Origin of the sequence: Stutzerimonas stutzeri (assembly GCF_000219605.1) — a bacterium.
GTDB lineage: Bacteria > Pseudomonadota > Gammaproteobacteria > Pseudomonadales > Pseudomonadaceae > Stutzerimonas > Stutzerimonas stutzeri.
In genome coordinates this window covers 984934-1009879 of the sequence record NC_015740.1, presented here as the reverse complement: position 1 = coordinate 1009879, position 24946 = coordinate 984934, and the positions used below count along the sequence as shown (strand labels likewise).

At 64.0% G+C, this 24946-nt stretch carries 26 protein-coding genes; 11 read left to right on the top strand and 15 right to left on the bottom strand.

Going from position 1 to position 24946, the window contains the following annotated elements; genetic code table 11:
• Positions 1-7: 7 nt before the first annotated feature.
• From PSTAB_RS04735 to PSTAB_RS04715, 5 genes are read right to left on the bottom strand one after another with little or no spacing between them, the layout of a single operon-like run.
• Positions 8-322, bottom strand: coding sequence for an STAS domain-containing protein (locus tag PSTAB_RS04735; RefSeq protein ID WP_013981932.1), 315 nt, complete (start codon positions 320-322; stop codon positions 8-10).
• Positions 315-962, bottom strand: a complete 648-nt coding sequence (locus tag PSTAB_RS04730; RefSeq protein ID WP_013981931.1) for an MlaC/ttg2D family ABC transporter substrate-binding protein — start codon at positions 960-962, stop codon at positions 315-317. Before PSTAB_RS04730 ends, PSTAB_RS04735 begins: the two co-directional genes overlap by 8 nt.
• A gap of 11 nt (positions 963-973) precedes the next feature.
• Positions 974-1432 carry an outer membrane lipid asymmetry maintenance protein MlaD gene (mlaD, locus tag PSTAB_RS04725; protein ID WP_011912227.1) on the bottom strand — a complete coding sequence of 153 codons (459 nt, stop codon included), beginning with the start codon at positions 1430-1432 and terminating at the stop codon, positions 974-976.
• Positions 1432-2229, bottom strand: coding sequence for a lipid asymmetry maintenance ABC transporter permease subunit MlaE (gene mlaE, locus PSTAB_RS04720; RefSeq protein WP_013981930.1), 798 nt, complete (start codon positions 2227-2229; stop codon positions 1432-1434). The genes mlaD and mlaE overlap by 1 nt, the downstream gene beginning before the upstream one ends.
• Positions 2222-3037 carry an ATP-binding cassette domain-containing protein gene (locus PSTAB_RS04715; RefSeq protein ID WP_013981929.1) on the bottom strand — a complete coding sequence of 272 codons (816 nt, stop codon included), beginning with the start codon at positions 3035-3037 and terminating at the stop codon, positions 2222-2224. Before PSTAB_RS04715 ends, mlaE begins: the two co-directional genes overlap by 8 nt.
• A 280-nt stretch (positions 3038-3317) precedes the next feature.
• Here PSTAB_RS04715 and PSTAB_RS04710 point away from each other — a divergent pair, with 280 nt between their 5' ends.
• The 10 genes from PSTAB_RS04710 to PSTAB_RS04665 all read left to right on the top strand — a co-directional run bounded on the left by PSTAB_RS04710 (position 3318) and on the right by PSTAB_RS04665 (position 10325).
• A complete protein-coding gene (locus tag PSTAB_RS04710; RefSeq protein ID WP_013981928.1) occupies positions 3318-4292 on the top strand; it encodes a KpsF/GutQ family sugar-phosphate isomerase in 975 nt (324 codons plus the stop codon).
• Positions 4292-4816, top strand: a complete 525-nt coding sequence (locus PSTAB_RS04705) for a KdsC family phosphatase (RefSeq protein WP_011912223.1) — start codon at positions 4292-4294, stop codon at positions 4814-4816. Before PSTAB_RS04710 ends, PSTAB_RS04705 begins: the two co-directional genes overlap by 1 nt.
• A gap of 8 nt (positions 4817-4824) precedes the next feature.
• On the top strand, positions 4825-5397 hold the full coding sequence (gene lptC / locus PSTAB_RS04700) for an LPS export ABC transporter periplasmic protein LptC (protein WP_013981927.1): 573 nt from the start codon (positions 4825-4827) through the stop codon (positions 5395-5397).
• A complete protein-coding gene (gene lptA, locus PSTAB_RS04695; RefSeq protein ID WP_019405607.1) occupies positions 5384-5929 on the top strand; it encodes a lipopolysaccharide transport periplasmic protein LptA in 546 nt (181 codons plus the stop codon). Before lptC ends, lptA begins: the two co-directional genes overlap by 14 nt.
• Positions 5929-6654, top strand: a complete 726-nt coding sequence (lptB, locus tag PSTAB_RS04690) for an LPS export ABC transporter ATP-binding protein (RefSeq protein ID WP_013981925.1) — start codon at positions 5929-5931, stop codon at positions 6652-6654. The genes lptA and lptB overlap by 1 nt, the downstream gene beginning before the upstream one ends.
• Positions 6655-6800: 146 nt before the next feature.
• Positions 6801-8309, top strand: a complete 1509-nt coding sequence (locus tag PSTAB_RS04685; RefSeq protein WP_041771652.1) for an RNA polymerase factor sigma-54 — start codon at positions 6801-6803, stop codon at positions 8307-8309.
• Positions 8310-8383: 74 nt separating this feature from the next.
• Positions 8384-8692 (top strand): ribosome hibernation-promoting factor, HPF/YfiA family, encoded by a 309-nt coding sequence (gene hpf, locus PSTAB_RS04680; protein ID WP_011912218.1) that lies wholly within the window; start codon positions 8384-8386, stop codon positions 8690-8692.
• An 8-nt stretch (positions 8693-8700) separates the two neighbouring features.
• The gene (ptsN, locus tag PSTAB_RS04675; protein WP_011912217.1) at positions 8701-9165 is read left to right on the top strand and encodes a PTS IIA-like nitrogen regulatory protein PtsN; all 465 of its coding nucleotides are present in this window, start codon (positions 8701-8703) and stop codon (positions 9163-9165) included.
• A 15-nt stretch (positions 9166-9180) separates the two neighbouring features.
• The gene (rapZ, locus tag PSTAB_RS04670) at positions 9181-10038 is read left to right on the top strand and encodes an RNase adapter RapZ (protein WP_013981921.1); all 858 of its coding nucleotides are present in this window, start codon (positions 9181-9183) and stop codon (positions 10036-10038) included.
• 14 nt (positions 10039-10052) lie between these two features.
• Positions 10053-10325 (top strand): HPr family phosphocarrier protein, encoded by a 273-nt coding sequence (locus tag PSTAB_RS04665; RefSeq protein ID WP_011912215.1) that lies wholly within the window; start codon positions 10053-10055, stop codon positions 10323-10325.
• Positions 10326-10375: 50 nt separating this feature from the next.
• Here the strand turns inward: PSTAB_RS04665 and pmbA are convergent, their stop codons facing one another.
• A complete protein-coding gene (pmbA, locus tag PSTAB_RS04660) occupies positions 10376-11722 on the bottom strand; it encodes a metalloprotease PmbA (protein WP_013981920.1) in 1347 nt (448 codons plus the stop codon).
• Between the two features lie 115 nt (positions 11723-11837).
• Between pmbA and yjgA the strand changes: the two genes are divergently transcribed.
• The gene (gene yjgA, locus PSTAB_RS04655) at positions 11838-12359 is read left to right on the top strand and encodes a ribosome biogenesis factor YjgA (RefSeq protein ID WP_011912212.1); all 522 of its coding nucleotides are present in this window, start codon (positions 11838-11840) and stop codon (positions 12357-12359) included.
• A gap of 57 nt (positions 12360-12416) precedes the next feature.
• On the opposite strand, the gene tldD is transcribed toward yjgA, so the two are convergent.
• From tldD to mreB, 9 genes are all read right to left on the bottom strand, one after another.
• Entirely contained in the window at positions 12417-13859 is a 1443-nt protein-coding gene (gene tldD, locus PSTAB_RS04650) for a metalloprotease TldD (RefSeq protein ID WP_011912211.1), read from the bottom strand.
• 2 nt (positions 13860-13861) lie between these two features.
• A complete protein-coding gene (locus PSTAB_RS04645; protein WP_041771651.1) occupies positions 13862-14707 on the bottom strand; it encodes a carbon-nitrogen hydrolase family protein in 846 nt (281 codons plus the stop codon).
• Positions 14708-14750: 43 nt separating this feature from the next.
• Entirely contained in the window at positions 14751-18551 is a 3801-nt protein-coding gene (locus PSTAB_RS04640; protein ID WP_013981917.1) for a YhdP family protein, read from the bottom strand.
• A gap of 49 nt (positions 18552-18600) precedes the next feature.
• On the bottom strand, positions 18601-20058 hold the full coding sequence (gene rng / locus PSTAB_RS04635) for a ribonuclease G (protein WP_013981916.1): 1458 nt from the start codon (positions 20056-20058) through the stop codon (positions 18601-18603).
• 87 nt (positions 20059-20145) lie between these two features.
• A complete protein-coding gene (locus PSTAB_RS04630; RefSeq protein ID WP_013981915.1) occupies positions 20146-20736 on the bottom strand; it encodes a Maf family protein in 591 nt (196 codons plus the stop codon).
• Positions 20737-20834: 98 nt separating this feature from the next.
• The gene (locus PSTAB_RS04625) at positions 20835-21983 is read right to left on the bottom strand and encodes a PEGA domain-containing protein (protein ID WP_013981914.1); all 1149 of its coding nucleotides are present in this window, start codon (positions 21981-21983) and stop codon (positions 20835-20837) included.
• A 179-nt stretch (positions 21984-22162) separates the two neighbouring features.
• Positions 22163-22651, bottom strand: a complete 489-nt coding sequence (mreD, locus tag PSTAB_RS04620; RefSeq protein ID WP_013981913.1) for a rod shape-determining protein MreD — start codon at positions 22649-22651, stop codon at positions 22163-22165.
• The gene (mreC, locus tag PSTAB_RS04615; protein ID WP_013981912.1) at positions 22648-23619 is read right to left on the bottom strand and encodes a rod shape-determining protein MreC; all 972 of its coding nucleotides are present in this window, start codon (positions 23617-23619) and stop codon (positions 22648-22650) included. The genes mreD and mreC overlap by 4 nt, the downstream gene beginning before the upstream one ends.
• Before the next feature lie 125 nt (positions 23620-23744).
• A complete protein-coding gene (gene mreB / locus PSTAB_RS04610) occupies positions 23745-24782 on the bottom strand; it encodes a rod shape-determining protein MreB (protein WP_003292433.1) in 1038 nt (345 codons plus the stop codon).
• Positions 24783-24946: the final 164 nt, after the last annotated feature.

Below are 24946 nucleotides of genomic sequence, written 5' to 3'. Positions count from 1 at the left end.
TCCTTTTCTAAACCCGGGAAGCTTCCAGCGGCAGGATATCCAACAAGCCGGACACCTTGGCAATCTTGTACATATCGCCTGGCAATGCACTGACGCGCAGATCGATGCCCGCAGCCTTGGCATCGCGCATGAAGGCCAGCAGCAGCGACAGCCCGACACTGCTGGAACGCTCGACCGCCGAGCAGTCCAGCGTCAACGGCGCCCGGCTGCCGGCGATGAGCGCCCGACCAGCCTCACGCAAGGCCGGGCCGCTGCGGTAATCCAGCACGCCGATCAGGCGCAACTCGCCTTCTCCACCGCGCTCGATCCGGGCCTCACTCATCGCCGACTGCCTGCTGTCCAGCCTCGGTGTCCTTGGCACGCGCCACGACCTCGGCCCAGCCATCGATGGTTTTGTCCAGATCACCGCCGTTGCGCTGCATAGAGTCGGCGAACTGGTCGCGGAACAGCTTGCCGATGTTGATGCCGTTGATGATCACGTTGCGCACGCGCCATTCGCCGTCATTGACCATGGTGTAGGACACCGGATAGATCTCGCCCTGGCGCCCCACCACCTCCATGCCGACGCTGGTGCGCTTGGGGTCCTGCTTGCCGCTGGGCGGCAATACGCGGATCTGCTGGTTGTTGTACTCGAGCAGGGCGTTGCCATAGAACTGCATCAGGCTGCGCTTGAAGTTCTCCTGGAAGCGCTTCATCTGCTCGGGACTGGCGTTGCGCGAATACTTGACGGTCATGATGCTGCGCGAGATCCCGTCGGCATCGACCACCGGACCGAGAATCTCGTTGAGCGAGTCATAGAAGGCCGCCGGATCGCTGCGGTACTGCTCCTTGTTGGCCTTCAGGTCGGCCAGCAACTCGTCGGTGGTCTTCTGGATCACCTGATGCGCGGTCAGCGCGGCATGGGAGAACAGGGGCAACACGGCCAGCAGAACCAGCAGACCGCGACGCAGGGCAGTGATCATGAATGTCTCCTTCAATCTTTATTCACAGAATTGAGCAGGAACTTGCCGATCAGATCCTCGAGTACCAGCGAAGACTGGGTGTCCTGAATGGTGTCACCATCCTTGAGCACTTCGTCGTCGCCGCCCACGCTGATTCCGACATATTTCTCGCCCAGCAGACCAGCCGTCAGGATCGACGCCGTGGAGTCAGCCGGCAGGATGTTCACGTCTTCCTGGATTTCCAGGGTCACCCGACCGGTGTAGCTGTCGCGATCGAGGTCGATCGCCGTGACCTTGCCGATGGTCACACCCGCCATGGTCACCTTGGATCGGACAGTCAAACCGGCAATATTGTCGAAATAGGCATACAGCTTGTAGGTATCGGCACTGCCAACGCTCAGTCCGCTGACGCGCAGCGACAGCAGCAGCAGGGCCAGCAGGCCGGCAAGCAGGAACAGGCCGACACCCATTTCCAGTGTGCGGATACGCATCAGAAATCTCCAAACATCAACGCGGTCAGAATGAAATCGAGGCCGAGTACTGCCAGCGAGGCATACACCACGGTCCGGGTGGTGGCACGACTGATCCCCTCGGAAGTCGGTTCGCAGTCGTAGCCCTGGAACACCGCGATCCAGGTCACGACCAGTGCAAAGACGACGCTCTTGATCACGCCGTTGAGCACATCCGAATGGAAATCGACACTGTTCTGCATGTTGGCCCAGAACGACCCTTCGTATACGCCGAGCCAGTCCACGGCGACCATCGCTCCGCCCCAGATGCCGACCACATTGAAGATCAGCGTCAGCAGTGGCAGGGAAATGAAGCCGGCCCACAGACGCGGCGCGATGATGTACTTCAGCGGATCGACGCCAATCATCTCCAGGCTCGACAGCTGCTCGGTGGATTTCATGTTGCCGATCTCGGCCGCCAGTGCGGAGCCTGCGCGACCGGCGAACAGCAATGCGGTGACCACCGGGCCGAGTTCGCGCAGCAACGTCAGCGCCACCATCTGCCCGACCGCCTGCTCGGAGCCATAGCTGCTGAGGATGTTGTAGCCCTGCAGCGCCAGCACCATGCCGATGAAAATACCGGACACGACGACGATCGCCAGCGACAGCATGCCGACCGAGTACAGCTGCTTGACCAGCAGCGAAAAGCCGTTGCGCAAGCCGCTGCGGCCAAACAGTGCATGAACGAGGAAGATCGTCGAGCGCCCCAGCGCCGCCAGCACATCCAGGCCGGCACGCCCGAGCAGGGCGATCCGGTCCATCAACGAACGCTTACGCATCGGCGCCTCCGAGCAGGTCATCGGCGTAGGCTGGCGCCGGAAAGTGGAAGGGCACCGGGCCGTCCGCCGAGCCTTTCATGAACTGCCGGATGCGTGGATTGTCCGACTCCATCAGCTCGGCCGGCGTGCCCTGGCCAAGCACCTGAGCATCGCCGACCACATAGATGTAATCGGCGATGGAGGCGGTTTCGGCCAAGTCGTGGGACACCACGATACTGGTAATGTCCAGCGCATCGTTGAGCAAACGGATCAAGCGGACCAGCACGCCCATCGCGATCGGGTCCTGACCGGCGAACGGCTCGTCATACATGAGAATCTGCGGATCCAGCGCGATGGCCCGCGCCAGCGCGACACGCCGCTTCATGCCACCGGACAGTTCGTCGGGCATCAGCTCGATGGCGCCCCGCAAACCCACCGCCTGCAATTTCATCAGCACGATGTCGCGGATCATTTCGTCAGGCAGCCGGGTATGCACGCGCAGCGGAAAGGCGACGTTCTCGAACACGTCGAGATCGGTGAACAGAGCTCCGCTCTGGAACAACACGCCCATCTGCTTACGCATGTCGAACAGCTCGCTGCGCGAGAGGCTCGGCAGGTTGTTGCCCGCCACCCAGACCTCGCCGCGTGCAGGCATCAGCTGCGCAGCGATCAGCCGCAGCAGGGTCGTCTTGCCACAGCCGGACGGCCCCATGATGGCCGTGACCTTGCCTCGCGGGATCGCGATGTCGACGTTATCGAAAATACTGCGCTCGCCGCGCTTGAAGGTTACTCCCTTCAGCTCGACCGCGTAGTCGTTGCAGGCGCTCATCTGGTCTCCTTGCATGCAGTCTGCGAAACAGACGGCTCCCGATGACGCCGGGATACTTCTGCCTGACCGTTTTCGGGCGCGCACTATAGCACCGCGCCAGGGGCCGCCCAACCAATGAGCGTTTCAGCAGATGACCAGCGAGACGCCTGTTCAGCCAGGGTTCAGCTTGGTGATGTACACAGCGCTGGGGGCGCCGCCCTGGCACCTGCCACATTTTCCATGAGCCACAAGTCGAATCTCGCTATAATCCTCGCCTTTTAATCGGACGACCTCGCCAGCCATGAGCCAAAGCAGTCAATTGATCGAAACCGCGCAGCGCACCATTCGCCTGGAAATCGAGGCAGTTGAGCAGCTGAACGCGCGTATCGATGCCAGCTTCGTACAAGCCTGCGAATTGATCCTCGCCTGCAAGGGCCGTGTCGTTGTGGTCGGCATGGGCAAGTCGGGGCATATCGGTCGCAAGATCGCTGCCACCCTGGCCAGCACCGGCACCGCCGCCTTCTTCGTGCACCCCGCCGAGGCCAGCCACGGCGACATGGGCATGATCACTCCGGACGATGTGGTACTGGCGCTTTCCAATTCCGGCACCACCAGCGAGATCGTCACCCTGTTGCCGTTGATAAAGCGCCTGGGCATCACCCTTATCAGCATGACCGGCAACCCCAGCTCGGTACTGGCCAAGGCTGCAGCAGTGAACCTGGATGCCAGCGTGGCTATCGAGGCCTGCCCGCTGAACCTCGCACCGACCTCCTCCACCACCGCCAGCCTGGTGCTCGGCGATGCCCTGGCGATTGCCCTGCTCGAGGCTCGCGGCTTTACTGCCGAAGACTTCGCCTTTTCCCATCCCGGTGGTGCCCTTGGCCGACGCCTGCTGCTCAAGGTCGAACACGTCATGCACACTGGCGAACGTCTCCCCAGCGTGCTCCGCGGCACCTCGCTGCGCGATGCCCTTCTGGAAATGACGCAGAAAGGGCTGGGCATGACCGTGATCGTCGAGACCGACGGGCGCCTGGCCGGGATTTTCACCGATGGCGACCTGCGTCGCGCCCTGGACAAGGGCGTGGACGTGCGCCAGACCCGCATCGACGAGGTCATGACCGTTCATGGCAAGACCGCCAATGCCGAGATGCTGGCTGCCGAGGCACTGAAGATCATGGAAGACCACAAGATCAGCTCACTGGTAGTGATCGATGAACAGGAGCTGCCCATCGGCGCCCTGAACATGCACGACCTGCTGCGTGCGGGGGTCATGTAATGCACGAACATCTTCTGCAGCGCGCACGTGACATCCGCCTGGCCATCTTCGATGTGGATGGCGTACTGACCGACGGTCGCCTGTACTTTCTCACCGACGGCAGCGAATTCAAGACCTTCAACACCCTGGACGGCCACGGCATCAAGATGCTGATCAACTCCGGCGTGCGCACCGCTATCATCAGTGGGCGCAAGACGCCAGTGGTCGAGCGCCGCGCGCAGAACCTCGGCATTCAGCACCTGTATCAGGGGCGCGAAGACAAGCTGGTGGTTCTCGACGAGCTGCTGGCCGAACTCGGGCTGAGCTACTCTGAAGTGGCCTATCTCGGTGACGACCTGCCTGATCTGCCGGTGATCCGCCGCGTCGGCCTGGGCATGGCGGTCGCCAGCGCCGACGCCTTCGTGCGCGACCACGCTCACGGCGTGACCCAGGCACGCGGCGGCGAAGGCGCGGCACGTGAGTTCTGCGAATTGATCATGCGCGCCCAGGGCACCCTGGCAGCCGCTCAGAACGCCTATCTGTAGAGGTCTGGATGCTCCGCAAACTGCGCTTTCCCGCCCTGCTCACGCTGATCGCTGCCGTTCTGGTGGCCATCGGCTACTGGAACATCCGTCCGGAGAGTTTCATGCAGCAGCCAACCGTGGCCAGCGGCGAGACACCGGATGTGGATTTCTATGTGATCAATTCACGTACGGTCCAGTACCAGGCGGATGGCAAGCGCAACTACGAGATGACCGCGGAGAAGGTCGAACACATCAAGGCCAGCGACGTCAGCCTCTTGACCAAACCCGACCTGCTGTCCTACCGCGGCGGCGAGCACCCCTGGCATGTGCGCAGCGAGCGCGGAGAGGTTTCGGCGGAGGGTGACGAGGTCCTGCTGATCGACAAGGTCCGGGTCGAGCGGACCGACGCCAAGGGCCGTCCGACGATTCTCACCACCAGCCGGCTGACGGTGTGGCCGGACAAGGATTATGCCGAGACCAATCAAGCCGTTAGAATCGACGCCGCCAATGGCGTGACCACGGCGACCGGCATGAAAGCGTATCTGGATGACGGCAGGATGCTCCTGCTGTCCAACGTAAGAGGCCAGCATGAGCTGCGTTAAGACTCTCCCCCTCCTGCTCGGTTTGAGCGCATTCTGGCTCGGCGCCAGTGCCTGGGCGCTTCCCGAGGATCGTGAACAGCCCATCCGCGTACAGGCTGACTCGGCCGAACTGGACGACCGACAGGGCGTGGCCGTGTACCGCGGCGATGTGGTGATCACCCAGGGCACCATGAAGATCACCGGCGACACCGTCACCATCACCCAGGACAGCAATGGCGATGTGGAAGTCTTCACCTCCATCGGCAAGCCGGCCTACTACGAGCAGAAGCCGGCCGTGGACAAGGAGATCGTCAAGGCCTACGGCCTGACCATCCAGTACTTTGCCGCCAACGAGCGCATCGTGCTGCTCGACCAGGCCAAGGTCGTCCAGGAAGGCAACACCTTCGAAGGCGAGAAGATCGTCTATGACACCCGCCGCCAGATCGTCAACGCCGGCCGCGCCACCAATACCGACGTCAGCACGCCGCGTCCGCGGGTCGACATGGTCATCCAACCACGCAAGCGCGAGCAGGCCGCGGAGCAGCCCCAGTAATGGCCGTCCTCAAAGCCCAGCATCTGGCCAAGAGCTACAAGAGCCGGCAGGTCGTTCGCGACGTCAGCCTGTCTATCGAGAGCGGGCAGATCGTCGGCCTGCTTGGCCCGAATGGCGCCGGCAAGACTACCTGCTTCTACATGATCGCCGGACTGGTGAATGCCGATCAGGGTCGCGTGCTGATCGACCAGAACGACGTGACCCACCTTCCGATGCATGGCCGGGCCCGTGCCGGCATCGGTTACCTGCCGCAGGAAGCCTCGATCTTCCGCAAGCTGTCGGTCGCCGACAACATCATGGCGATTCTCGAGACCCGCAAGGATCTGGACCGCGGTGGCCGCCAGCAGGCACTGGAAGGCCTGCTGCAGGAATTCCACATCAACCATATCCGCGACAGTCTCGGCATGAGCCTGTCCGGCGGCGAGCGCCGTCGCGTGGAAATCGCCCGCGCCCTGGCTACGGCGCCGAAGTTCATCCTGCTCGACGAACCCTTCGCCGGTGTCGACCCGATCTCGGTGGGCGACATCAAGCAGATCATCCACCACCTCAAGGCCAAGGGCATCGGGGTGCTGATCACCGACCACAACGTTCGGGAAACTCTGGACATCTGCGAGACGGCGTACATCGTCAACGACGGCCAGCTGATCGCCGAAGGCGATGCCCAGAGCATCCTCGCCAACCAGCTGGTCAAGGAAGTCTACCTGGGCCACGAATTCCGACTGTAAGAGCGGATTTTTTGCTCGGCTCGGCAAATCGCCTCTAGGCAAAGGCTTCGTCGGCAGGCATATAATTTGCTTTCATCGGCGCCTCGAGCGCCGCATGTCGGAACAGGCGCGGTTGCGCCGGCATACAAGGTTCGAAGTCCTCTGCCATGAAACCATCGCTAGTCCTGAAGATGGGCCAGCAGCTGACGATGACACCGCAGCTGCAACAGGCCATACGGCTCCTCCAGCTTTCCACCCTCGATCTGCAACAGGAGATCCAGGAAGCGCTGGACTCCAATCCCATGCTCGAGCGTGAAGAGGACGGTGACGACTTCGACGGCTCCGACCCCATGGCCAAGGCCGTCGATCGTTCGAGCGACGCTGGTAGCGAAAAGATCAGCACTCAGGAAAGCACCTATGAAGAGCCTTCGCACAGCGGCGAAGGCCTCGACGAGGCCGACTGGGGTGAGCGCATTCCCAGCGAGCTACCCGTCGACACCGCCTGGGAAGACATTTACCAGACCAGCGCCAGCAACCTGCCGAGCAACGACGACGACGAATGGGACTTCACCAGCCGTACCTCCAGCGGTGTCAGCCTGCAGAGCCATCTGCTGTGGCAGCTCAACCTCGCCCCCATGAGCGACACCGACCGCCTGATCGCCACCACACTGATCGACTGCATCAACGATCAGGGCTATCTCGAGGAGTCTCTGCAGGAAATCGTGGACAGCTTCGACCCGGAGCTTGAAATCGAGCTCGACGAGGTCGAAGTCGTGCTGCGCCGCGTACAGCAGTTCGAACCTGCCGGTATCGGCGCACGGGATCTGCGCGAATGCCTGCTCCTGCAGCTGCGCCAGCTCCCTGACCGCACCCCTTGGCTCAGCGAAGCCCAGCGGCTGGTGAGTGACCATCTGAACCTGTTGGGTAGCCGCGACTACAGCCTGCTGATGCGCCGCATGAAGCTCAAGGAAGACGAGCTGCGCCAGGTCATCGAGCTCATCCAGAGCCTCAACCCGCGCCCGGGCTCGCAGATCGAGGCGAGCGAGCCGGAGTACGTGGTGCCGGACGTCATCGTACGCAAGCACAACGATCGCTGGTTGGTGGAGCTCAACCAGGACGCCATGCCCCGACTTCGCGTCAATGCCCAGTACGCCAGCTTCGTAAAGCGCGCCGATTCGAGTGCCGACAATACCTTCATGCGCAACCAGCTGCAGGAAGCGCGCTGGTTCATCAAGAGCCTGCTCAGTCGCAACGAAACACTGATGAAGGTCGCCACCCAGATCGTCGAGCACCAGCGTGCCTTCCTCGAACACGGCGACGAGGCGATGAAGCCGCTGGTGCTGCACGACATCGCCGAAGCCGTGGGGATGCATGAGTCGACGATTTCCCGCGTCACCACGCAGAAATACATGCATACGCCGCGTGGCATCTACGAACTCAAATACTTCTTCTCCAGCCACGTCAGCACGGCGGAAGGCGGCGAATGTTCGTCCACCGCGATCCGCGCGATCATCAAGAAGCTGGTCGCCGCGGAAAACCCGAAAAAGCCGTTGAGCGACAGCAAGATCGCTGGTTTACTGGAGGCGCAGGGCATCCAGGTGGCCCGCCGCACCGTTGCGAAATACCGCGAGTCGCTCGGTATCGCACCGTCCAGCGAGCGTAAACGATTGCTGTGATCGGCCACTGGTCGAACTGTCCCGGCGGCAGGCCTCAAGACCTGCTCTTCGCACAAGGCAAAGGAGATAGCAGTATGCAAGTCAACATCAGCGGTGTTCATCTGGAAGTTACCGATGCCCTGCGTGACTACATCGAGGAGAAATTCGACCGACTGGCCCGTCATTTCGACCGCATCATCAGCGTCCAAGTGGTCCTGCAGGTCGAGAAACTCAAGCAGAAAGCCGAAGCCACCCTGCACGTCGCCGGTCGCGAAGTGGTGGGCAATGCCGAACACGAAGACATGTACGCTGCCGTGGACCTGCTGGTCGACAAGCTCGACCGTCAGCTGATCAAGCACAAGGAGAAGCAGCTCGACCACACCCAGGGTGCCGTCACCCGCTGACGCTCATTATGATCCGACTCGAAAACATCCTGACCCCCGGACGTTCCCTGGTGAACGTCCCGGGCGGTAGCAAGAAGCGCGTCCTGGAGCAGATCGCCAAGGTGATCGCCCAGGACCTTTCCGACCTCGACTCCCAGACCATCTTCGAAAGCCTGATCGCCCGTGAAAAGCTGGGCTCGACCGGCTTCGGCAATGGCATCGCCATTCCGCACTGCCGCATGGTCGGCTGCAATGCCCCCGTGAGTGCCGTGCTGCGCCTGGAAACGCCGGTGGACTTCGACGCCATCGATGGCGCCCCGGTCGATCTGCTGTTCGTGCTGCTGGTCCCGGAGGCGGCCACCGACGAGCACCTCGAGTTGCTGCGCCAGATCGCCAGCATGCTCGACCGTGAAGAGGTACGGCAACGTCTGCGCGAGGCACCCAGCAACGACAGCCTGTACCAGGTCGTCGTGGATGTGCAGAACGGTGGCTAGCGCGATGGGGTACAGATGCGACTGATCATCGTCAGTGGGCGTTCGGGCTCGGGCAAGAGCACCGCGCTGAACGTACTCGAAGACAACGGGTTCTACTGCATCGACAACCTGCCCGCTGGCCTGCTGCCCGAGCTTGCCGAGCGCGCCCTGCTGCACACCGAACTGCTGCACCCACAGGTTGCCGTGTCGATCGATGCGCGCAACCTGCCCAGCCAGCTCAAGCGTTTTCCCGAACTGCTCGAAGAGGTTCGCGCCCGGCATATTCAGTGCGACGTGCTGTATCTGGATGCCGACGACGAAACCCTGCTCAAGCGCTTCTCCGAAACCCGTCGGCGCCACCCGCTGACCAACGAAAGCCGTTCGCTGGCCGAGGCGATTCGTGACGAGGAGCTGCTGCTGGCGGCAATCATCGATCATGCCGACCTGAAGATCGACACCACGCACCTGAACCTCTATCAGCTGCGCGACATGCTCAAGCTGCGGCTGCTCAACAAGCCTGAGCCAGGCACGGCCTTTCTCATCGAATCGTTCGGATTCAAGCGCGGCATGCCGGTCGATGCCGATCTGGTATTCGACGTGCGCTGCCTGCCCAACCCGTACTGGAAGGCCGAATTGCGCGACTTCTCCGGGCTCGATCAGCCGGTGATCGACTATCTGGCCGCCCAGTCCGATGTGGAGGAGATGTTTCAGGACATCCACGCTTACCTGAGCAAATGGCTGCCACGCTTCGCCGCCAGCAACCGAGCGTACGTCACCATCGCCATCGGCTGCACCGGAGGCCATCACCGCTCGGTGTACCTAGCCGAGCGACTCGGTCTGGCGCTCAAGGAGCCGCTGAAGAACCTGCAGGTCCGTCACCGGGATCTCGCCTAGGAATACGTAAACCCATGCCCGCCCGCGAAGTCACCATCATCAACAAGCTTGGCCTGCACGCGCGTGCGGCGGCCAAGTTCGTCGCCGTCGCCAACCGCTTTCCCTGCAAGATCCGGGTGGGCCGCTGTCCCGCCACGCTGGTCGACGGCAAGAGCATCATGGCCGTCATGATGCTGGCCGCCAGCAAGGGCACTACGGTGCATCTGCATGCCGATGGCGAGCAGGAAGAAGAAGCCCTGGACGCCCTCGTGGCGTTGATCGACGACTACTTCGAAGAAGGCGAATAGCCGTCCGCCCATTCGGGCGTGCTCGCAGCGAGCACGCCACACCCTCCCGCTTACTTCCCGGCCACCATCATTCGCTCGATCAGCACCGAGCCGGTCCGCACGTTGCCGCGCGTCTCGATGTCGCAACCAATGGCGACGATCTGGCGGAACATGTCGCGCAGATTGCCGGCGATGGTCACCTCCTGCACGGGGAACTGGATCTCGCCGTTCTCCACCCAGTAGCCGCCGGCGCCGCGTGAATAGTCACCGGTGACCAGATTCAGTCCCTGCCCCATCAGCTCGGTCACCAGCAGGCCGCGCCCCATGCGTCGCAGCAGGGCAGCCTGATCTTCCTCACCGTGGCTGACGAACAGGTTGTGCACGCCACCCGCGTTGGCAGTGCTCGGCATGCCCAGCTTGCGCCCGGAATAGGTCGAAAGCACATAGGAAATCAGGCGGCCGTTTTCCACGAAAGGCTTGGCGTAGGTCGCCAGGCCATCGCCATCGTAGCTGGCGCTGCCAAGCGCACGCGGGATATGTGGGCGTTCGTCGAGACTCAGCCATTCGGGGAACAGCGTCTGGCCCAGTGCGTCCTCCAGATAGGAGGCCTTGCGATACAGGTTGCCGCCGGAGATGGCGGCGATGAAATGGCTAAACAGCCCCGTCGCCAGCTCCGGCGCGAACAACACCGGCACCTCGCAAGTCGGGATCGGTCGCGCGCCCAGGCGCCGCACTGCACGCTCGGCTGCGCGCCGGCCGATGGTCTGTGGATCGATCAGCGCCTCGCCGATACGGTTGACGTCGTAGAAGTAGTCGCGCTGCATCTGGCCTTCGCTTTCGGCGATCATCACGCAGCTCAGACTGTGCCGTGTGCTGCAATAACCGCCGATAAAGCCATTGCTGTTGCCGTAGGCACGGCAGCCCTGATGGGTGTTGAGACTGGTGCCGTCGGCGTTGCGGATGCGTGCATCGAAGTCGAACGCCGCGCTTTCACAACTCAGCGCCTGCTCGATCGCCTGCTCCGGGGTAATCGACCATGGATGGTAGAGATCCAGATCGGGAAGCTCCCGAGCCATCAGCGTGGCGTCGGCCAGGCCGGCAAACTCGTCCTGCGAAGCGTGCCTGGCGATGGCCAGCGCGGCGGCCACGGTTTCCCGGATGGCCTCGTCGCCGCTGCCGGTGGTGCTGGCCGAGCCCTTGCTCTGGCCGACATAGAGGGTAATGCCGAAACCCTGGTCCCGATTGAATTCGACCGTTTCCACTTCACCCTGGCGCACCGTCGTGGACAGCCCCTGCTCCATGGAGACAGAGACCTCGCTGGCGCTGGCGCCCTGCCGCCGCGCTTCCTCGATGATGCGCTCGACCTTCTCGCGCAAACCGGGCAGCGCATGCGGACCGATGCCGTCTACTTCACTCATAAGCACTCCCAAAACAACACCTGCACTCAAATCAATTGCAGCCCGGCGCGGCCAGTCGGGAGCCTGCTGCCAGGGCTGCTGCTATCATGGCGGCATTTCCTAGTGGACCATCCCCATGTCTGAACACTCCGACGTCGATGATTTCGACGAAAAAAGCAAATCCCAGGTCAAGCGCGAACTGCTCGCCCTGCAGGAACTCGGCGAACGCCTGACCACGCTCAAACCCGACCTCATCGCCCGGCTGCCGCTCAGCGACGCGCTGCACAAGGCCCTGGCCGACGCCCCGAAGCACAAGGCGCATATCGCCCGCAAACGGCACATCCAGTACATCGGCAAGCTGATGCGTGATCAGGATGTCGATGCCATCGTCGCCCTGGTCGATCAACTCGACGCCTCGACCCGCCAGTACAACGAACGCTTCCACGCCCTCGAGCGCTGGCGCGACCGGCTCATCGCCGGCAATGACGAGACGCTGGAAGCCTTCGTCGTCGAATTCCCCGAAACCGACCGCCAGCATCTGCGCGGGCTGATCCGCCACGCCCAGCATGAAGCGGCGCGCAACAAGCCGCCGGCTGCCAGCCGCAAGATCTTCAAATACATCCGCGACCTGGACGAGACCAAGCGCGGCCTGCGATAAACAGGTCCTTTCTCATGTGCCGGCTGACCCCGAGTCGGCACCTGATGACCGGCAGCGTCAAGCGCCGGTCCCCCCCACCGTGATTTCGTCGATCTTCAGCGTCGGCTGGCCGACGCCGACCGGCACCGATTGGCCATCCTTGCCGCAGGTGCCGACTCCGCTGTCCAGTGCCAGGTCGTTGCCCACCATGGACACGCGATTCATCACCTCCGGACCGTTGCCGATCAGCGTCGCACCCTTGACCGGCGCAGTGATCCTGCCGTCTTCGACCAGATAGGCCTCACTGGTGGAGAAGACGAACTTGCCGCTGGTGATGTCCACCTGGCCGCCGCCGAGGCTGGCGCAGTAGATGCCCTTCTTCACCGAGCGGATGATCTCCTCGGGGTCGCTTTCGCCGGCCAGCATGTAGGTGTTGGTCATGCGCGGCATGGGCAGATGCGCGTAAGACTCGCGGCGACCATTGCCGGTCGGTGCGACGCCCATCAGGCGCGCATTGAGCTTGTCCTGGATATAGCCCTTGAGGATGCCGTTCTCGATCAGTGTGGTGCACTGCGTCGGCGTACCTTCGTCGTCGACGCTGAGCGAGCCGCGGCGGTCGGCCAGGGTGCCGTCATCAACTATGGTGCACAGCTTCGACGCGACCTGCTGGCCGATGCGGCCGCTGTAGGCTGAGCTGCCCTTGCGGTTGAAGTCGCCTTCCAGGCCGTGGCCGACGGCCTCGTGCAGCAGCACGCCGGACCAGCCCGGCCCCAGCACCACCGGCAGCGAACCGGCCGGCGCTGGCACCGCCTCGAGATTGACCAGCGCCTGGCGCAGCGCTTCGCGGGCATAGCCCATGGCGCGGTCTTCGCTGAGGAAGTACTGATACCCGGTGCGCCCGCCACCGCCCTGCCCTCCGCGCTCCCGGCGGCCGTTCTGCTCGACGATCACACTGACGTTGAAGCGCACCAGCGGGCGGATATCCGCCGCCAGTCCGCCATCCATGGCAGCGACGAGAATATGTTCCCATACGCCCGCCAGGCTCACCGTGACCTGCTTGATGCGTGGGTCCAGCGCACGGGTGGCTACGTCGATGCGCTTGAGCAGGTCCACCTTCTCGGCGCGGCTCAGGCCATCCAGCGGATTATCCTGATGATACAGCGGCGCGAAGGCCGCCCTGCCGAGCACCTTGACCTGCCCCTGCTGCCCGCTACGGGCGATGGAGCGGGCGGCCTGCGCGGCCTGACGCAGGGCATCGGCAGTGATCGCATTGCTGTAGGCAAAGCCGGTCTTCTCCCCCGACAGCGCCCGTACGCCCACGCCCTGCTCGAGGTGGAACCCGCCTTCCTTGACGATGCCATCCTCGAGCACCCAGGACTCGGATACCTGGTCCTGGAAATACAGGTCCGCGGCATCCACGCCGGGGCCGGCGAGCTCACCCAGCAAACCGGGCAGATCGTCGAGTCCCAGACCTCCGGGGGTCAGCAGTCGCTCGGTGACGGGTAACAGCAGTTCACTCATATCTACTCCAAAGGTTCCGTGCCCAGGCACGGTACGGAAAATCGGCGGTGACGTTGCACCAGCATGCGTTGGCGGATAGCGGCCTGCTCGATTGCGTCTCGCTCGGCAAGCAGAGCCGCCTCACCGCTCGGCTGCTCGCACAGCAGCCGGCCCCATGGGTCAACGATAGACGAATGCCCATGGGTGATGCGACCACCAGGGTGCTCGCCGCCCTGTGCCGCCGCCAGGACATAGCACTGGGTCTCGATGGCCCGCGCGCGAATCAGCGCGGTCCAGTGGGCCTCGCCGGTCACCGCGGTAAACGCCGAGGGCACGCTGATCAATTCCGCGCCCGCCGCCCGCAAAGCGGTATACAGCTCGGCAAAGCGCAGGTCGTAACACACGCTCATGCCCAGCCTTCCGAGCGGCGTATCGGCCACCACCACCTGACTGCCCGCCGCATAGTCATCGGACTCGCGATATCGGCCGCGGCTGTCGGCGACATCCGCGTCGAATAGATGCAGCTTGTCGTAACGCGCCACCCGCTGCCCCTGCTCGTCGATGAGCAGCGAGCAGGCGTTGGGCTTGCCCTGCGGGCAATCGTCGGGCGGTAACGGCAGGGTCCCGGCGACTATCCACAACCTGAGGTCGCGGGCGGCTTGTTTCAACCACGGCAGGATCGGGCCCTCGCCCATGGCCTCGGCGCGGCCGAGGCTCGGCAGATCATTGCGGCCCATGGCAGCGAAGTTTTCCGGCAGCACCGCCAGACGCGCACCGGCCTCCGCCGCCTGTTCGAGCAATTGCCGCGCCTGGGCCAGGTTGTGCGCGACCTCGGCCCCGGTGGCCATTTGAATCACGGCTAAGGACATAGGCTCCCCGCTAGTGAGATGCGAAGCCCGCTGCGAACCCGGCTCAGTTGGGCTTCTCGAAAGGTTTGTCGAAACTGATCTTCGGCGACTGCCACGGCCCCTTGACGTCGTACTGCACACTGGCGAAGCGCGCGACGCGATCACCCAGCAGCTTGTCAGCCACGAACAGCGCGCCGCCGATCGCTGGCGCACCGACGATCAGCGCTGCCAGCGGCAGGTTGTTGCTGATCGGCAACGTAACCAGCAGCTTGGCGTCGATCTCGTCGCGCGCCATGTCGAGCGTGCCATCCAGCTCCAGATTGCTCGACGGCCCGCTGACGGTGATCGGTTCGCGGGTAGTGAAAACGCCAGCATCGGCCTGCAGGCTGCCGTCCAGCCGGTCGTAGCTGAGGCCCTTGCCGAACAGATCGGAGAAATCCAGCCGTAGCCGGCGGCCGATGGAGTTGAAATTCAGCACGCCGAACACCCGCAGTGCCTGCGCGCTGCCGTCCACCTCGACGAACTGCCCCTTGCGCAGTCGGGGCTGCATGCTGCCGGAATAGCGCGCCATGGCGAACCAGGCTGGCGAGCCCGGCCAGCGCCCGTCGGCATCCAGGCGGAAGCTTTCGCTGGTCACCGAGGGCGCAAAGCCCCAGGCCAGCAGCACGTCGGCCAGGTTGCCGCCTTCCAGCCGACCCTTGTACCAGCTCTGCCCGGCGCCCCAACCTCCGTTTCCGCTGATCCTCAACCCCTTGAGCTGCAACGCGAGATCGCGAAACTCCACACCAGTGCCGACTGGGCGCAGCTTGAGCGCCCAAGCGCCGAGCAGATCGTCACCAAGGGAAACCCGCTCGATGGCCAGGTCCATCGCCGGCAGGCTTTGCGGATCCACGTCGGCCAGGGGATCCGACCGCGCACTGGCGGCTTCGCCAGGCTCTGCCGCCGGCAGGCGCAGGTGGGTCAGGTTGGCTACGATGATGCCGTCATCGGCGTCCGGCAGACGCACCGTGCCGCCGACGAGCGAACTGCGCAGGCCGAGGGACCAGGCAGCAGAACCGCGTTGCAGGTCGATGCCCAGCCTGTCGATACGGGTGCCGAAGCCCTCGAAACGATCGATATCGACCTGCACCTGCCGCAGCAGCGAGCCGGTCGTCTGCTGCGTGTCGCCCTTGCCATGCTGATCAAGCACGGCACGCCAGGCATTCCAGTCCAGCTCCGGCAGGCGCCCCTTGACGTACAGCCCGGGTCGCCCTGGTAGATTCGCCGCACCGCCACCCAAGCGCAGCTCGCCGCGTCCCTGCGCCCAGGCATCAGGGGGCGCGACGAAGACCAGCGCGGCCAACTCGTCATGCCGTATGGAATAGCGTCGCTCCGCACCCTGCAGGGACATGCGCAACGTGCTGTCGCGCCGCACGCTGGCAGCCTTGCCGAACGGCGCCGGGAGGTCGATGCGCAGGCCCTGGAGCGACGAGTCGATCTGCAACTGGCTGCTTTCGGCCGCCAGTTCCAGGCGCAACTGATAGGGCAGTTCGCCGCTGGCCGGCACCGGCTGCTTGACGTCGAGCCATTCCAGCAGCGGTTTGAGTGCCACGCTGCCCCGCGCCTCGATGCGCGAGGCCGGCTTGCCGACCGAACCGGTCGCAACCGCCTTGCCGTTGACGGCGCGCCCGAACAGCCGTGCCTGAATCTCGTCGGCGCTCAGCCCACGCGCGGTGTCGTAGCGAAATCGGCCGCTGAGCCGCTCGAACGCCAGCGCTGGGTCCTTGATCTGTAGCGCCGCATCGCTGCTGGCAAAATCCACGACGACCCGTGGCGTGCCCTTGCCCAATGGAATCTGCAGATCGAGCGCACCATCCAGTTCGCCCTGCCCTTGCCAGCCGGCGAAGGTCTCGCCGGTCCCGATCGGTGCCTCCTGCAGCAGGCGCAGCGCATCTGGCAGGCTGCTGCTGACCTGCCCCTTGATCGCCAATTGCGGCACCTGCCCGCTGCCGACATGAGCCACTTCCGCCGTCACGTCATGCACGCGGCTGTCGAGAATCCGCCCTTCGGCAAGGCGCACACGGACGCCGCTGTCTTCCACCAGGACCTCGCCGCGCCCCTGCTGCAGGGCCGGCCAGCCCGGCTGGAAGGCCAGCTCGGCGTCACGCACCTTGAAGTACAGGCTGATGCTGCGAGCACTGTCGGGGGCACCTTTGTTCAACGCACCCTGATACTGGAAGTAGCCCTGCTCGACGGTGCCCGCGCGAATCGCATCCTTGAGCCAATCGACCAGCGCCGGGCTCAACGCCGGCGATTTCGTCGGCAGGTACTTCTCGGTGTAACGTGCATCACCCTCGCTGAGGCCGACGCGCAGGTCCATGTAGTCCTCGACTTCGGGATCGCGCGCGAGGCGAATCAGGAAATCGCCGGCGATCCTGCCCTCCTCTCCATCGACGCGCAGATAGGGGGCGGCGAGGGTGAAAGCCTGCTCATCCAGAGTCCAGGTCAGCCGGCCGGCGCCGTGCCGATAGTGCCAGGGTTCAGGATAAAGAGGCGCCAGATGCAGGCTGAAATCATCGCTGTCCAGGCGTAGCTCACCGCTGGCCAGGTCACCCTGGATGCTGCCGCTGCCATTGCCTACTGCGGGAATCCAGTTCTGCGCGCTGAAGCTGATCCGCTCCAGGTTGGCCGCAAAGCGCAGTCGCTGCGGCGAATCCATCTGGGGGTAGAAGTCCGCGCGCAGATTGCGCAGCGTTCCGCTGGGCTGCAGCGCGCCCAGCGTTTCCACCGCCGTCTCGGGCAGCGGCGCCAGCGCACGCGCAAGGTTGGCGATCGGCGCGACGTTCAGCCGATCGGCCTGCAGTCGCCAGTGCTGCTCGGCCCGACTCTCCTGCAGCAGCAGGCGCGCGTCGCCCCAGCGCTCACCTTCAAGGTCGAAAGCCAGGCGGTCGAGCAGCAGCCGATAACCCTGCTCGGTCAGGTCGACGTAGGCGTCGACCGCCAGATCCTCCAGCTGGACCGGCGGATGCTCGGCATAGGCGGCACGCAGCCGCGGCGCGTTCAACCGCAGCACGGCACGCTCGAGCTGCTGCGCCTTCCAGCGCAGCCAGAGCTCTCCCCCCAGCTGCGCCGTCTGCAGTTGCCAAGCGCCGGTCAATCGGCCTGGCAACCAGGCGGCCCAGTCGCTTTGCGGCAGGCTCAGATACAGCTGCGCCTCAGCCTGCGCCCAACGCTGCGGCTGCACGCGCGCGTTCAGGCGCAGGGCCAGCGGCTGGCCATCCGGCAGCACACTGCGCCCGTCCAGTCGCAAACGATTGCCATCGGCGCGTAGCGAAAGGTCCGTGTAGCTAAGGGTCAGCGGTGAATCACCGAAGGGCTCCAGGGTGATCTGGCTGTCGAGCAACGCCAGGCCACGAATATGCTGGAGCGCCTCGAGTATTTTCTGCGGATCGGGCGGCGGCGCATCGTCGCGCTCTGGCAGGCCCTTGACCTGCCATTCGCCATCTTCGCCCTCTAGCACAGACAGGTGCACGCCGCTGAACTCCAGCGAACTCAGCCGCCATGAGCGTGCCCAGAGGCTGCCGGCCAGATCGGGCACGACGGCGATGCGATCCAGACGCATCGCACTGTCGCCCTCGCCCAGCAGCACGTCATGCGCCAGCAGGCGCGGCGCAAGACCCTCCCAACGCCCTTCCAGGCGCCCCAATGTCACCGGCATATCGAGGGCGGTGCGCACCCTTTCCTGCAGTTCCGTGCGGTATTCGGCAACCAGCGGCACCAGCTGCCGGCCCAGGCTGACATAAAGCGCAGCCAGAATCAGGCCGAACGCGGCCACCCAGAACAACTGGCGCGACAGCGTGACGAGAAAGGCGGCGAGGCGGTTCATGCCGATGCGCTCCGGTTATCCCGGCCCTGGCGGTCTGGTGTACCTCTGTTCAGAGCAGCACCACGTCGTACTGTTCCTGGGAATACATGCTTTCCACCTGGAACTTGATGGAGCGGCCGATGAAAGCCTCGAGATCGGCGACATTGCCCGACTCCTCGTCCAGCAGGCGATCGATCACCTTCTGGTTGGCGAGCACCCGATAACCCTCGGCCTGGTAGGCGCGGGCCTCGCGCAGGATTTCGCGGAAGATCTCGTAGCAGACCGTCTCCGGCGTCTTCAGCTTGCCGCGACCCTGGCAGCACATGCATGGCTCGCAGAGCACCTGTTCGAGACTTTCGCGGGTACGCTTGCGGGTCATCTGCACCAGGCCGAGCTCGGTGATGCCGATGATGTTGGTCTTGGCGTGGTCGCGCTCCAGCTGCTTCTCCAGGGTGCGCAGCACCTGCCGGCGATGCTCCTCGTCCTCCATGTCGATGAAGTCGATGATGATGATCCCGCCCAGGTTGCGCAGCCGCAGCTGGCGGGCGATGGCAGTGGCCGACTCGAGGTTGGTCTTGAAGATGGTTTCCTCGAGGGTGCGGTGACCTACGAAGGCGCCGGTGTTGACGTCGATGGTGGTCATCGCTTCGGCGGGGTCGATGATCAGGTAGCCGCCGGACTTGAGCATCACCTTGCGCTCCAGCGCCTTCTGAATCTCGTCCTCGACGCCATAGAGATCGAAGATCGGGCGTTCACCGGGGTAATGCTCGAGTCGGTCACCCAGTTCGGGCATCAGTTCGCCGACGAACTGGCTGACCTTCTGGAAGTTTTCCCGCGAGTCGATGCGGATCTTCTCGATCCGCGGATTGACCAGGTCGCGCAGGGTGCGCATGGCCAATGACAGGTCCTCGTAGATCACCGTCGGGGCGGCGGCGGTCTTGATCTGGCCCGCGATCTGCTCCCAGAGTCGGCGCAGGTAGCGGATATCCATGAGGATTTCGTCGCGGCCCGCACCCTCGGCGGCGGTGCGCAGAATGAAGCCGCCGGCCTCCTGGATGCCTTCGGCCGCCACGCATTCGGCAACCACCTGCTTGAGCCGTTCGCGCTCGGCTTCGTCCTCGATGCGCAGGGAAATGCCGACATGGCTGGTGCGCGGCATGTAGACCAGATAGCGCGACGGGATCGACAGCTGGGTGGTCAGGCGCGCGCCCTTGGTGCCGATCGGGTCCTTGGTGACCTGGACCACCAGGCTCTGCCCCTCGTGTACCAGCGCATTGATCGGCTCGACCGCGTTGCCTTCGCGCGCGGAAATCTCCGAGGCGTGGATGAACGCCGCGCGGTCCAGACCAATATCGACGAAGGCCGCCTGCATGCCGGGCAGCACCCGCACCACCTTGCCTTTGTAGATACTGCCGACGATGCCACGGCGTTGCGTGCGCTCGACATGCACCTCCTGCAGCACACCGTTCTCCACCACCGCCACCCGCGATTCCATGGGGGTGATGTTCATCAGGATTTCTTCGCTCATTGTTGTTCTCGGCGGTGGCTTGATGGGCAGCTCTGGCTGCGGGTCCTGGACGATTCTAACCGGCCTGCGGGCCGAAGCCGCAAGGCTCTAGCGTGAGGCTTTGGTCCAACGCGCCAGGCCGAACGCATCGAGCAGCTGCGCGGTTTCGCACAATGGCAGGCCGACCACCGCCGAGTAGCTGCCATGCAGTTGACTGACGAATACCGCCCCCCAACCCTGAATGGCGTAGCCACCCGCCTTGTCCAACGGTTCGCCGCTGGCCCAGTAGCGTTCGGCCTCGTCATCGCTGATGGTGCGGAAGGTTACTTCGCTGATTACGGTGCGCACTTCGCAAGCCTCGCGGCTGGCCACGGCCACTGCCGTCATGACCCGGTGGGTACGCCCGGACAGGGCCACGAGCATGGCCAGACCATCGGCACGATCGACCGGCTTGCCCAGAATGTGCTGATCGAGCACCACGCTGGTGTCGGCGCCCAGCACGCAGCCCTGGCCATCGCCCAGGTTCGCCAGTCCGGTCAATGCCTTGTCTCTCGCGACGCGCTCGACGTAGGCCTCAGGGGTTTCGGTCGGTGATGGCGTCTCGTCGACGGATACGCTGAGCAGGGAAAACGGAACGCCGATCTGCGCGAGCAGCTCGCGGCGACGGGGTGATGCCGAGGCAAGAAACAAAGCGCCCATGGCGGGTCCTCAACGATAAATAAGCGACAGCGTCGCATATCCGGGTACGTCGAGGAAGGCGCAGAGGCCGGCGTAAAGGCTACGCCGGCCGGGATGACTCAGAATCGGAAGTTGACCACCTGGTCGCCCTTGAGCGACAGCGTGCGCTTCTGGGTCGTGCCACCGGAAGTGATCTGAATATCGTAGATGCCTCCGTCGAGCATCAGCGAGACCGGCGTTGCGCCATGGTCCTGATCATTGATGCGCACCCGATCGTCGTACTTGTTGCTGCGTACGATCAGCGAATACATCTTGCTGTCGCACTGTTCGAACGGCACGTCGAGGATGGCGCAGGGCATCATCTGCTTGGCGCTGATGGTGGCCTCGACATTCATCAGAGCCTGAACGGTACCGTCCAGGCTCATGCTCGCCTGAGCGAACTCGGTACGGGTGCGGTAGCGATACCAGCTGGGATCCATCCTCAGCTCGGTAACCTGCTCACGAATGTCGTCGGCCAGGACGCGCTGGTAGTTCTCCAGCACCCACTGCGACATCTGACCATCGTTGCGGTGCTCGGCGAGGCACGCGGCCAGGCTCTTGCTGGCCGAGCAACGGAAGGACACCGGCTGTTCGAAGCGGATGGTCTTGTCCAGCTTGCGCGCGATGCTCTGAATCTTCTTGCTGTTGCGCTCACGGATTTCAGCCGCCAGTTGCGACTTGAGGCGTTCGACGTCGCGCGCGGCGAGAGAAAACTTCAGGTGCTGGCTGCCCAGGTCCTTTTCCAGCGCCTCGACACGCCCGGAAATGGCCGCCACAGCCTCTGCATTGCGCTTGTGCTCGTCGAGCAGCTCGTCGAGGCGCTTGCGCTCGGCGCTCTGCCCGAGAAACTCGTCTACCTCCATGCGAATCAGCTTCTTGCTGTTCGCCATTTGCAATTGCGCAGCCGCCAGTTCGCTCTTCTCGGTGCGGAGGGCATCTTCGAGCTTCTGTTTATCGAGAAGGATGGCGTCGAGTTCGGCGATCTTGCTGCTCAGCTGCTCGGCACGCGGCGATTCGGCGGAGGCTTCAACGGCGGTGGTACCGCCCGCAGCAGGAGATTCGGGTGCCGCCGGGGTGGATAGCTGTGATGCCTGCGGGGCAGCGTCGGCCTGGGTGTAGCTGCTGTTCATGCCCAGCGCCAGCAACGCTCCGACTGCGCTGATTGCCAGCAGAACGCGCGGAGCGCGAGTGCCTTCGGCCTTGGAAAAAATCGAAATGCCAGCTTCCATACTCGTCGCCCGTGCTGTTGTGCTTATCGTGGTCTGAAGCGGAACAGGTGATGGCTGAACGCCATCCCGGCGCGGATGATTTCAGAAATGCCATACATCATCAAGGCACGGCCCGTGCCGAGCGACACAAACCCACACAAAACAGCAGACTTTTGACCGGATGCGCAGCGCGCGGAGGATCAGTAAACGGCAAACCGCTGGCGCATTCCCTGCAACGCCACGTAGACCCATGGCCAGAGCAGCGCGCTGATGGGCACCGGCACCAGGAACAGCAAGGTCGGCGGACGATTGCCGGTCAGCGTGTTGAGCCTGAGCTGGACCAGCTGCGCGAGGCCAAGCACGACCAGCAGCACCATGCTTTGCTGCCACAGGGGAAACATGCGCAGACGCTGCTGCAGGCTCAGCACCAGAAAGGCGATGAGAATCAGCGGCAACGCGCTCTGGCCGAACAGGGTGCCGGCGAGCACGTCCTGCGCCAGCCCGAAGCAGAAGGCTGCACCCAGACCGCCGCGATGCGGCAACGTCAGCGACCAGAAGGCAATCACCAGGCCCAGCCACAACGGCCGGGCGATTTCCGCACTGCCGGGCATCGGCGCGACGCTGAGCAACAGTGCGAGCGTCAGACTGAACCAGATGACCCAACCGTTGTTCGGACGCCCACTGATCATTGTCCCGCCTCCTGGGCTGGTGCCGCCGGCGCGGCACCGGCGGCCGGTTGTGCGCCTTCGGCAGCGCTGCCGGACTCGCCAGGCGCCTGGCTCGCCGCGGCCCCTTCGGCGGCAGCTTTCTGATCGGCGTCGGCCTGCGCTTCGGCGGCAGCGGCCGCGCGCTCTTCGGGTGTCCGCGAATCACTGAAGACCAGCATCAGGTAGCGGCTACGATTGAGCATCGCCGTCGGCACCGCACGCACGATGGCGAAAGGCTGACCGGAACCGTGCACCACCTCGGTCACTTGCGCCACCGGGTAACCGCTGGGAAAACGCTGCCCAAGCCCGGAGCTGACCAGCAGGTCGCCGGCCTTGATGTCGGCGGTCTCGGCCACGTGGCGCAGCTCGAGGTAGTCCGGATTGCCGGTTCCGACCGCAATGGCGCGCAGGCCGTTGCGGTTGACCTGGACCGGAATGCTGTGGGTGACGTCGGTCAGCAGCAGGACCCGCGCGGCGTACGGCAGCACTTCGACCACCTGCCCCATCAGGCCGCTGGCATCGAGCACCGGCTGCCCCATGAACACGCCGTCCTTCTCGCCCTTGTCGATCAGGATGCGGTGGGTGAAGGGGTTGGGGTCCAGGCCGATCAACTCGGCAACCAGCACCCGGTCGTCGACCAGCGCCGAGGAGTTGAGCAGCTCGCGCAAGCGCACGTTCTGTTCGGTGAGCGTGGCCAGCTTCTGCAGCCGCCGCTGCATCAGCAGCGCCTCGGCCTTGAGCCGCTCGTTCTCTGCCATCAGGCTGTTGCTGGTGGCTATCTGGGCTGTTGCCCCGCGCCAGATACGCACCGGCATATCGGCGACCCAGTAGAACGGAGTCAGCACCAGGCCCATCTGGCTGCGGACGGTCTTCAGCGCGTCGAAGCGGGCATCCACCACCATCAGCACGACACAAAGCACGACGAACACCAACAGGCGTACGCCGAGCATGGGTCCTTTGGCAAATAGCGGCTTGATCGCGACTACCTCTTGGCTGATGGCTGGGGCTAAACGCGACAAGCCGAAAGCCGGCGCAACCGGAGCTTTCGGCTTGTCATGAGCGACGAAGCGCTAACTCACTCAGTGGACAGCAGGTCCATGGCGTGACGATCCATCATTTCCAGCGCACGACCGCCGCCACGGGCAACGCAGGTCAGCGGCTCTTCGGCAACGATCACCGGCAGACCGGTTTCCTGGGCCAGCAGCTTGTCCAGATCACGCAGCAGCGCGCCGCCACCGGTCAGTACCAGACCGCGCTCGGCGATATCGGAGGCCAGTTCCGGCGGCGACTGCTCCAGGGCACTCTTGACCGCCTGAACGATGGTCGCCAGGGATTCCTGCAGGGCCTCGAGCACCTCGTTGGAGTTCAGCGTGAAGCTACGCGGCACGCCCTCGGCCAGGTTGCGGCCGCGCACGTCCACTTCACGCAACTCGCCGCCCGGGAAGGCGGTACCGATTTCCTGCTTGATGCGCTCGGCGGTCGATTCGCCGATCAGGCTGCCGTAGTTGCGCCGCACGTAGGTCACGATGGATTCGTCGAAGCGATCGCCACCGACCCGCACGGATTCGGCGTAGACCACGCCGTTGAGGGAGATCAGCGCGATCTCGGTGGTGCCGCCGCCGATGTCCACGACCATCGAGCCACGCGCCTCGTCCACCGGCAGGCCGGCGCCGATGGCTGCGGCCATGGGTTCTTCGATCAGGAACACTTCCCGCGCACCGGCACCGAGAGCCGACTCGCGGATCGCGCGACGCTCGACCTGGGTCGACTTGCAGGGTACGCAGATCAGCACACGTGGGCTGGGCTGCAGAAAACTGTTCTCGTGCACCTTGTTGATGAAGTACTGCAGCATCTTTTCGCAAACGCTGAAGTCGGCAATCACACCATCCTTCATCGGGCGGATCGCATTGATGTTGCCCGGGGTACGGCCCAGCATGCGCTTGGCCTCGGTGCCTACGGCGACGACGCTTTTCTGGTTGCCGTGGCTACGGATGGCGACCACCGACGGCTCGTCGAGAACGATACCGCGATCGCGCACATAAATAAGGGTATTGGCAGTGCCCAGGTCGATCGACAGATCACTGGAAAACATGCCACGCAGTTTCTTGAACATGGGAAAAGGGCCCTGGGGCAAACGCGTGGGGAAAAAAGTGCCGCAAACTCTAACAATGGTGCGAACTTAGGGCAAGGCGCGAGTCCGCCCGCGTAGCGCCAGACGTGAGCCATTACGCGCTAGGCCGCAACATGGCGCCACAAGGGGCGCGCATTGGCCGCAGT

What these genes read in the sequence shown, in the direction of transcription:
- PSTAB_RS04735 (WP_013981932.1), bottom strand. Translation starts at nt 322, where the DNA reads ATGAGTGAGGCCCGGATCGAGCGCGGTGGAGAAGGCGAGTTGCGCCTG.
- PSTAB_RS04730 (WP_013981931.1), bottom strand. Translation starts at nt 962, where the DNA reads ATGATCACTGCCCTGCGTCGCGGTCTGCTGGTTCTGCTGGCCGTGTTG.
- mlaD (WP_011912227.1), bottom strand. Translation starts at nt 1,432, where the DNA reads ATGCGTATCCGCACACTGGAAATGGGTGTCGGCCTGTTCCTGCTTGCC.
- mlaE (WP_013981930.1), bottom strand. Translation starts at nt 2,229, where the DNA reads ATGCGTAAGCGTTCGTTGATGGACCGGATCGCCCTGCTCGGGCGTGCC.
- PSTAB_RS04715 (WP_013981929.1), bottom strand. Translation starts at nt 3,037, where the DNA reads ATGAGCGCCTGCAACGACTACGCGGTCGAGCTGAAGGGAGTAACCTTC.
- PSTAB_RS04710 (WP_013981928.1), top strand. Translation starts at nt 3,318, where the DNA reads ATGAGCCAAAGCAGTCAATTGATCGAAACCGCGCAGCGCACCATTCGC.
- PSTAB_RS04705 (WP_011912223.1), top strand. Translation starts at nt 4,292, where the DNA reads ATGCACGAACATCTTCTGCAGCGCGCACGTGACATCCGCCTGGCCATC.
- lptC (WP_013981927.1), top strand. Translation starts at nt 4,825, where the DNA reads ATGCTCCGCAAACTGCGCTTTCCCGCCCTGCTCACGCTGATCGCTGCC.
- lptA (WP_019405607.1), top strand. Translation starts at nt 5,384, where the DNA reads ATGAGCTGCGTTAAGACTCTCCCCCTCCTGCTCGGTTTGAGCGCATTC.
- lptB (WP_013981925.1), top strand. Translation starts at nt 5,929, where the DNA reads ATGGCCGTCCTCAAAGCCCAGCATCTGGCCAAGAGCTACAAGAGCCGG.
- PSTAB_RS04685 (WP_041771652.1), top strand. Translation starts at nt 6,801, where the DNA reads ATGAAACCATCGCTAGTCCTGAAGATGGGCCAGCAGCTGACGATGACA.
- hpf (WP_011912218.1), top strand. Translation starts at nt 8,384, where the DNA reads ATGCAAGTCAACATCAGCGGTGTTCATCTGGAAGTTACCGATGCCCTG.
- ptsN (WP_011912217.1), top strand. Translation starts at nt 8,701, where the DNA reads ATGATCCGACTCGAAAACATCCTGACCCCCGGACGTTCCCTGGTGAAC.
- rapZ (WP_013981921.1), top strand. Translation starts at nt 9,181, where the DNA reads ATGCGACTGATCATCGTCAGTGGGCGTTCGGGCTCGGGCAAGAGCACC.
- PSTAB_RS04665 (WP_011912215.1), top strand. Translation starts at nt 10,053, where the DNA reads ATGCCCGCCCGCGAAGTCACCATCATCAACAAGCTTGGCCTGCACGCG.
- pmbA (WP_013981920.1), bottom strand. Translation starts at nt 11,722, where the DNA reads ATGAGTGAAGTAGACGGCATCGGTCCGCATGCGCTGCCCGGTTTGCGC.
- yjgA (WP_011912212.1), top strand. Translation starts at nt 11,838, where the DNA reads ATGTCTGAACACTCCGACGTCGATGATTTCGACGAAAAAAGCAAATCC.
- tldD (WP_011912211.1), bottom strand. Translation starts at nt 13,859, where the DNA reads ATGAGTGAACTGCTGTTACCCGTCACCGAGCGACTGCTGACCCCCGGA.
- PSTAB_RS04645 (WP_041771651.1), bottom strand. Translation starts at nt 14,707, where the DNA reads ATGTCCTTAGCCGTGATTCAAATGGCCACCGGGGCCGAGGTCGCGCAC.
- PSTAB_RS04640 (WP_013981917.1), bottom strand. Translation starts at nt 18,551, where the DNA reads ATGAACCGCCTCGCCGCCTTTCTCGTCACGCTGTCGCGCCAGTTGTTC.
- rng (WP_013981916.1), bottom strand. Translation starts at nt 20,058, where the DNA reads ATGAGCGAAGAAATCCTGATGAACATCACCCCCATGGAATCGCGGGTG.
- PSTAB_RS04630 (WP_013981915.1), bottom strand. Translation starts at nt 20,736, where the DNA reads ATGGGCGCTTTGTTTCTTGCCTCGGCATCACCCCGTCGCCGCGAGCTG.
- PSTAB_RS04625 (WP_013981914.1), bottom strand. Translation starts at nt 21,983, where the DNA reads ATGGAAGCTGGCATTTCGATTTTTTCCAAGGCCGAAGGCACTCGCGCT.
- mreD (WP_013981913.1), bottom strand. Translation starts at nt 22,651, where the DNA reads ATGATCAGTGGGCGTCCGAACAACGGTTGGGTCATCTGGTTCAGTCTG.
- mreC (WP_013981912.1), bottom strand. Translation starts at nt 23,619, where the DNA reads ATGCTCGGCGTACGCCTGTTGGTGTTCGTCGTGCTTTGTGTCGTGCTG.
- mreB (WP_003292433.1), bottom strand. Translation starts at nt 24,782, where the DNA reads ATGTTCAAGAAACTGCGTGGCATGTTTTCCAGTGATCTGTCGATCGAC.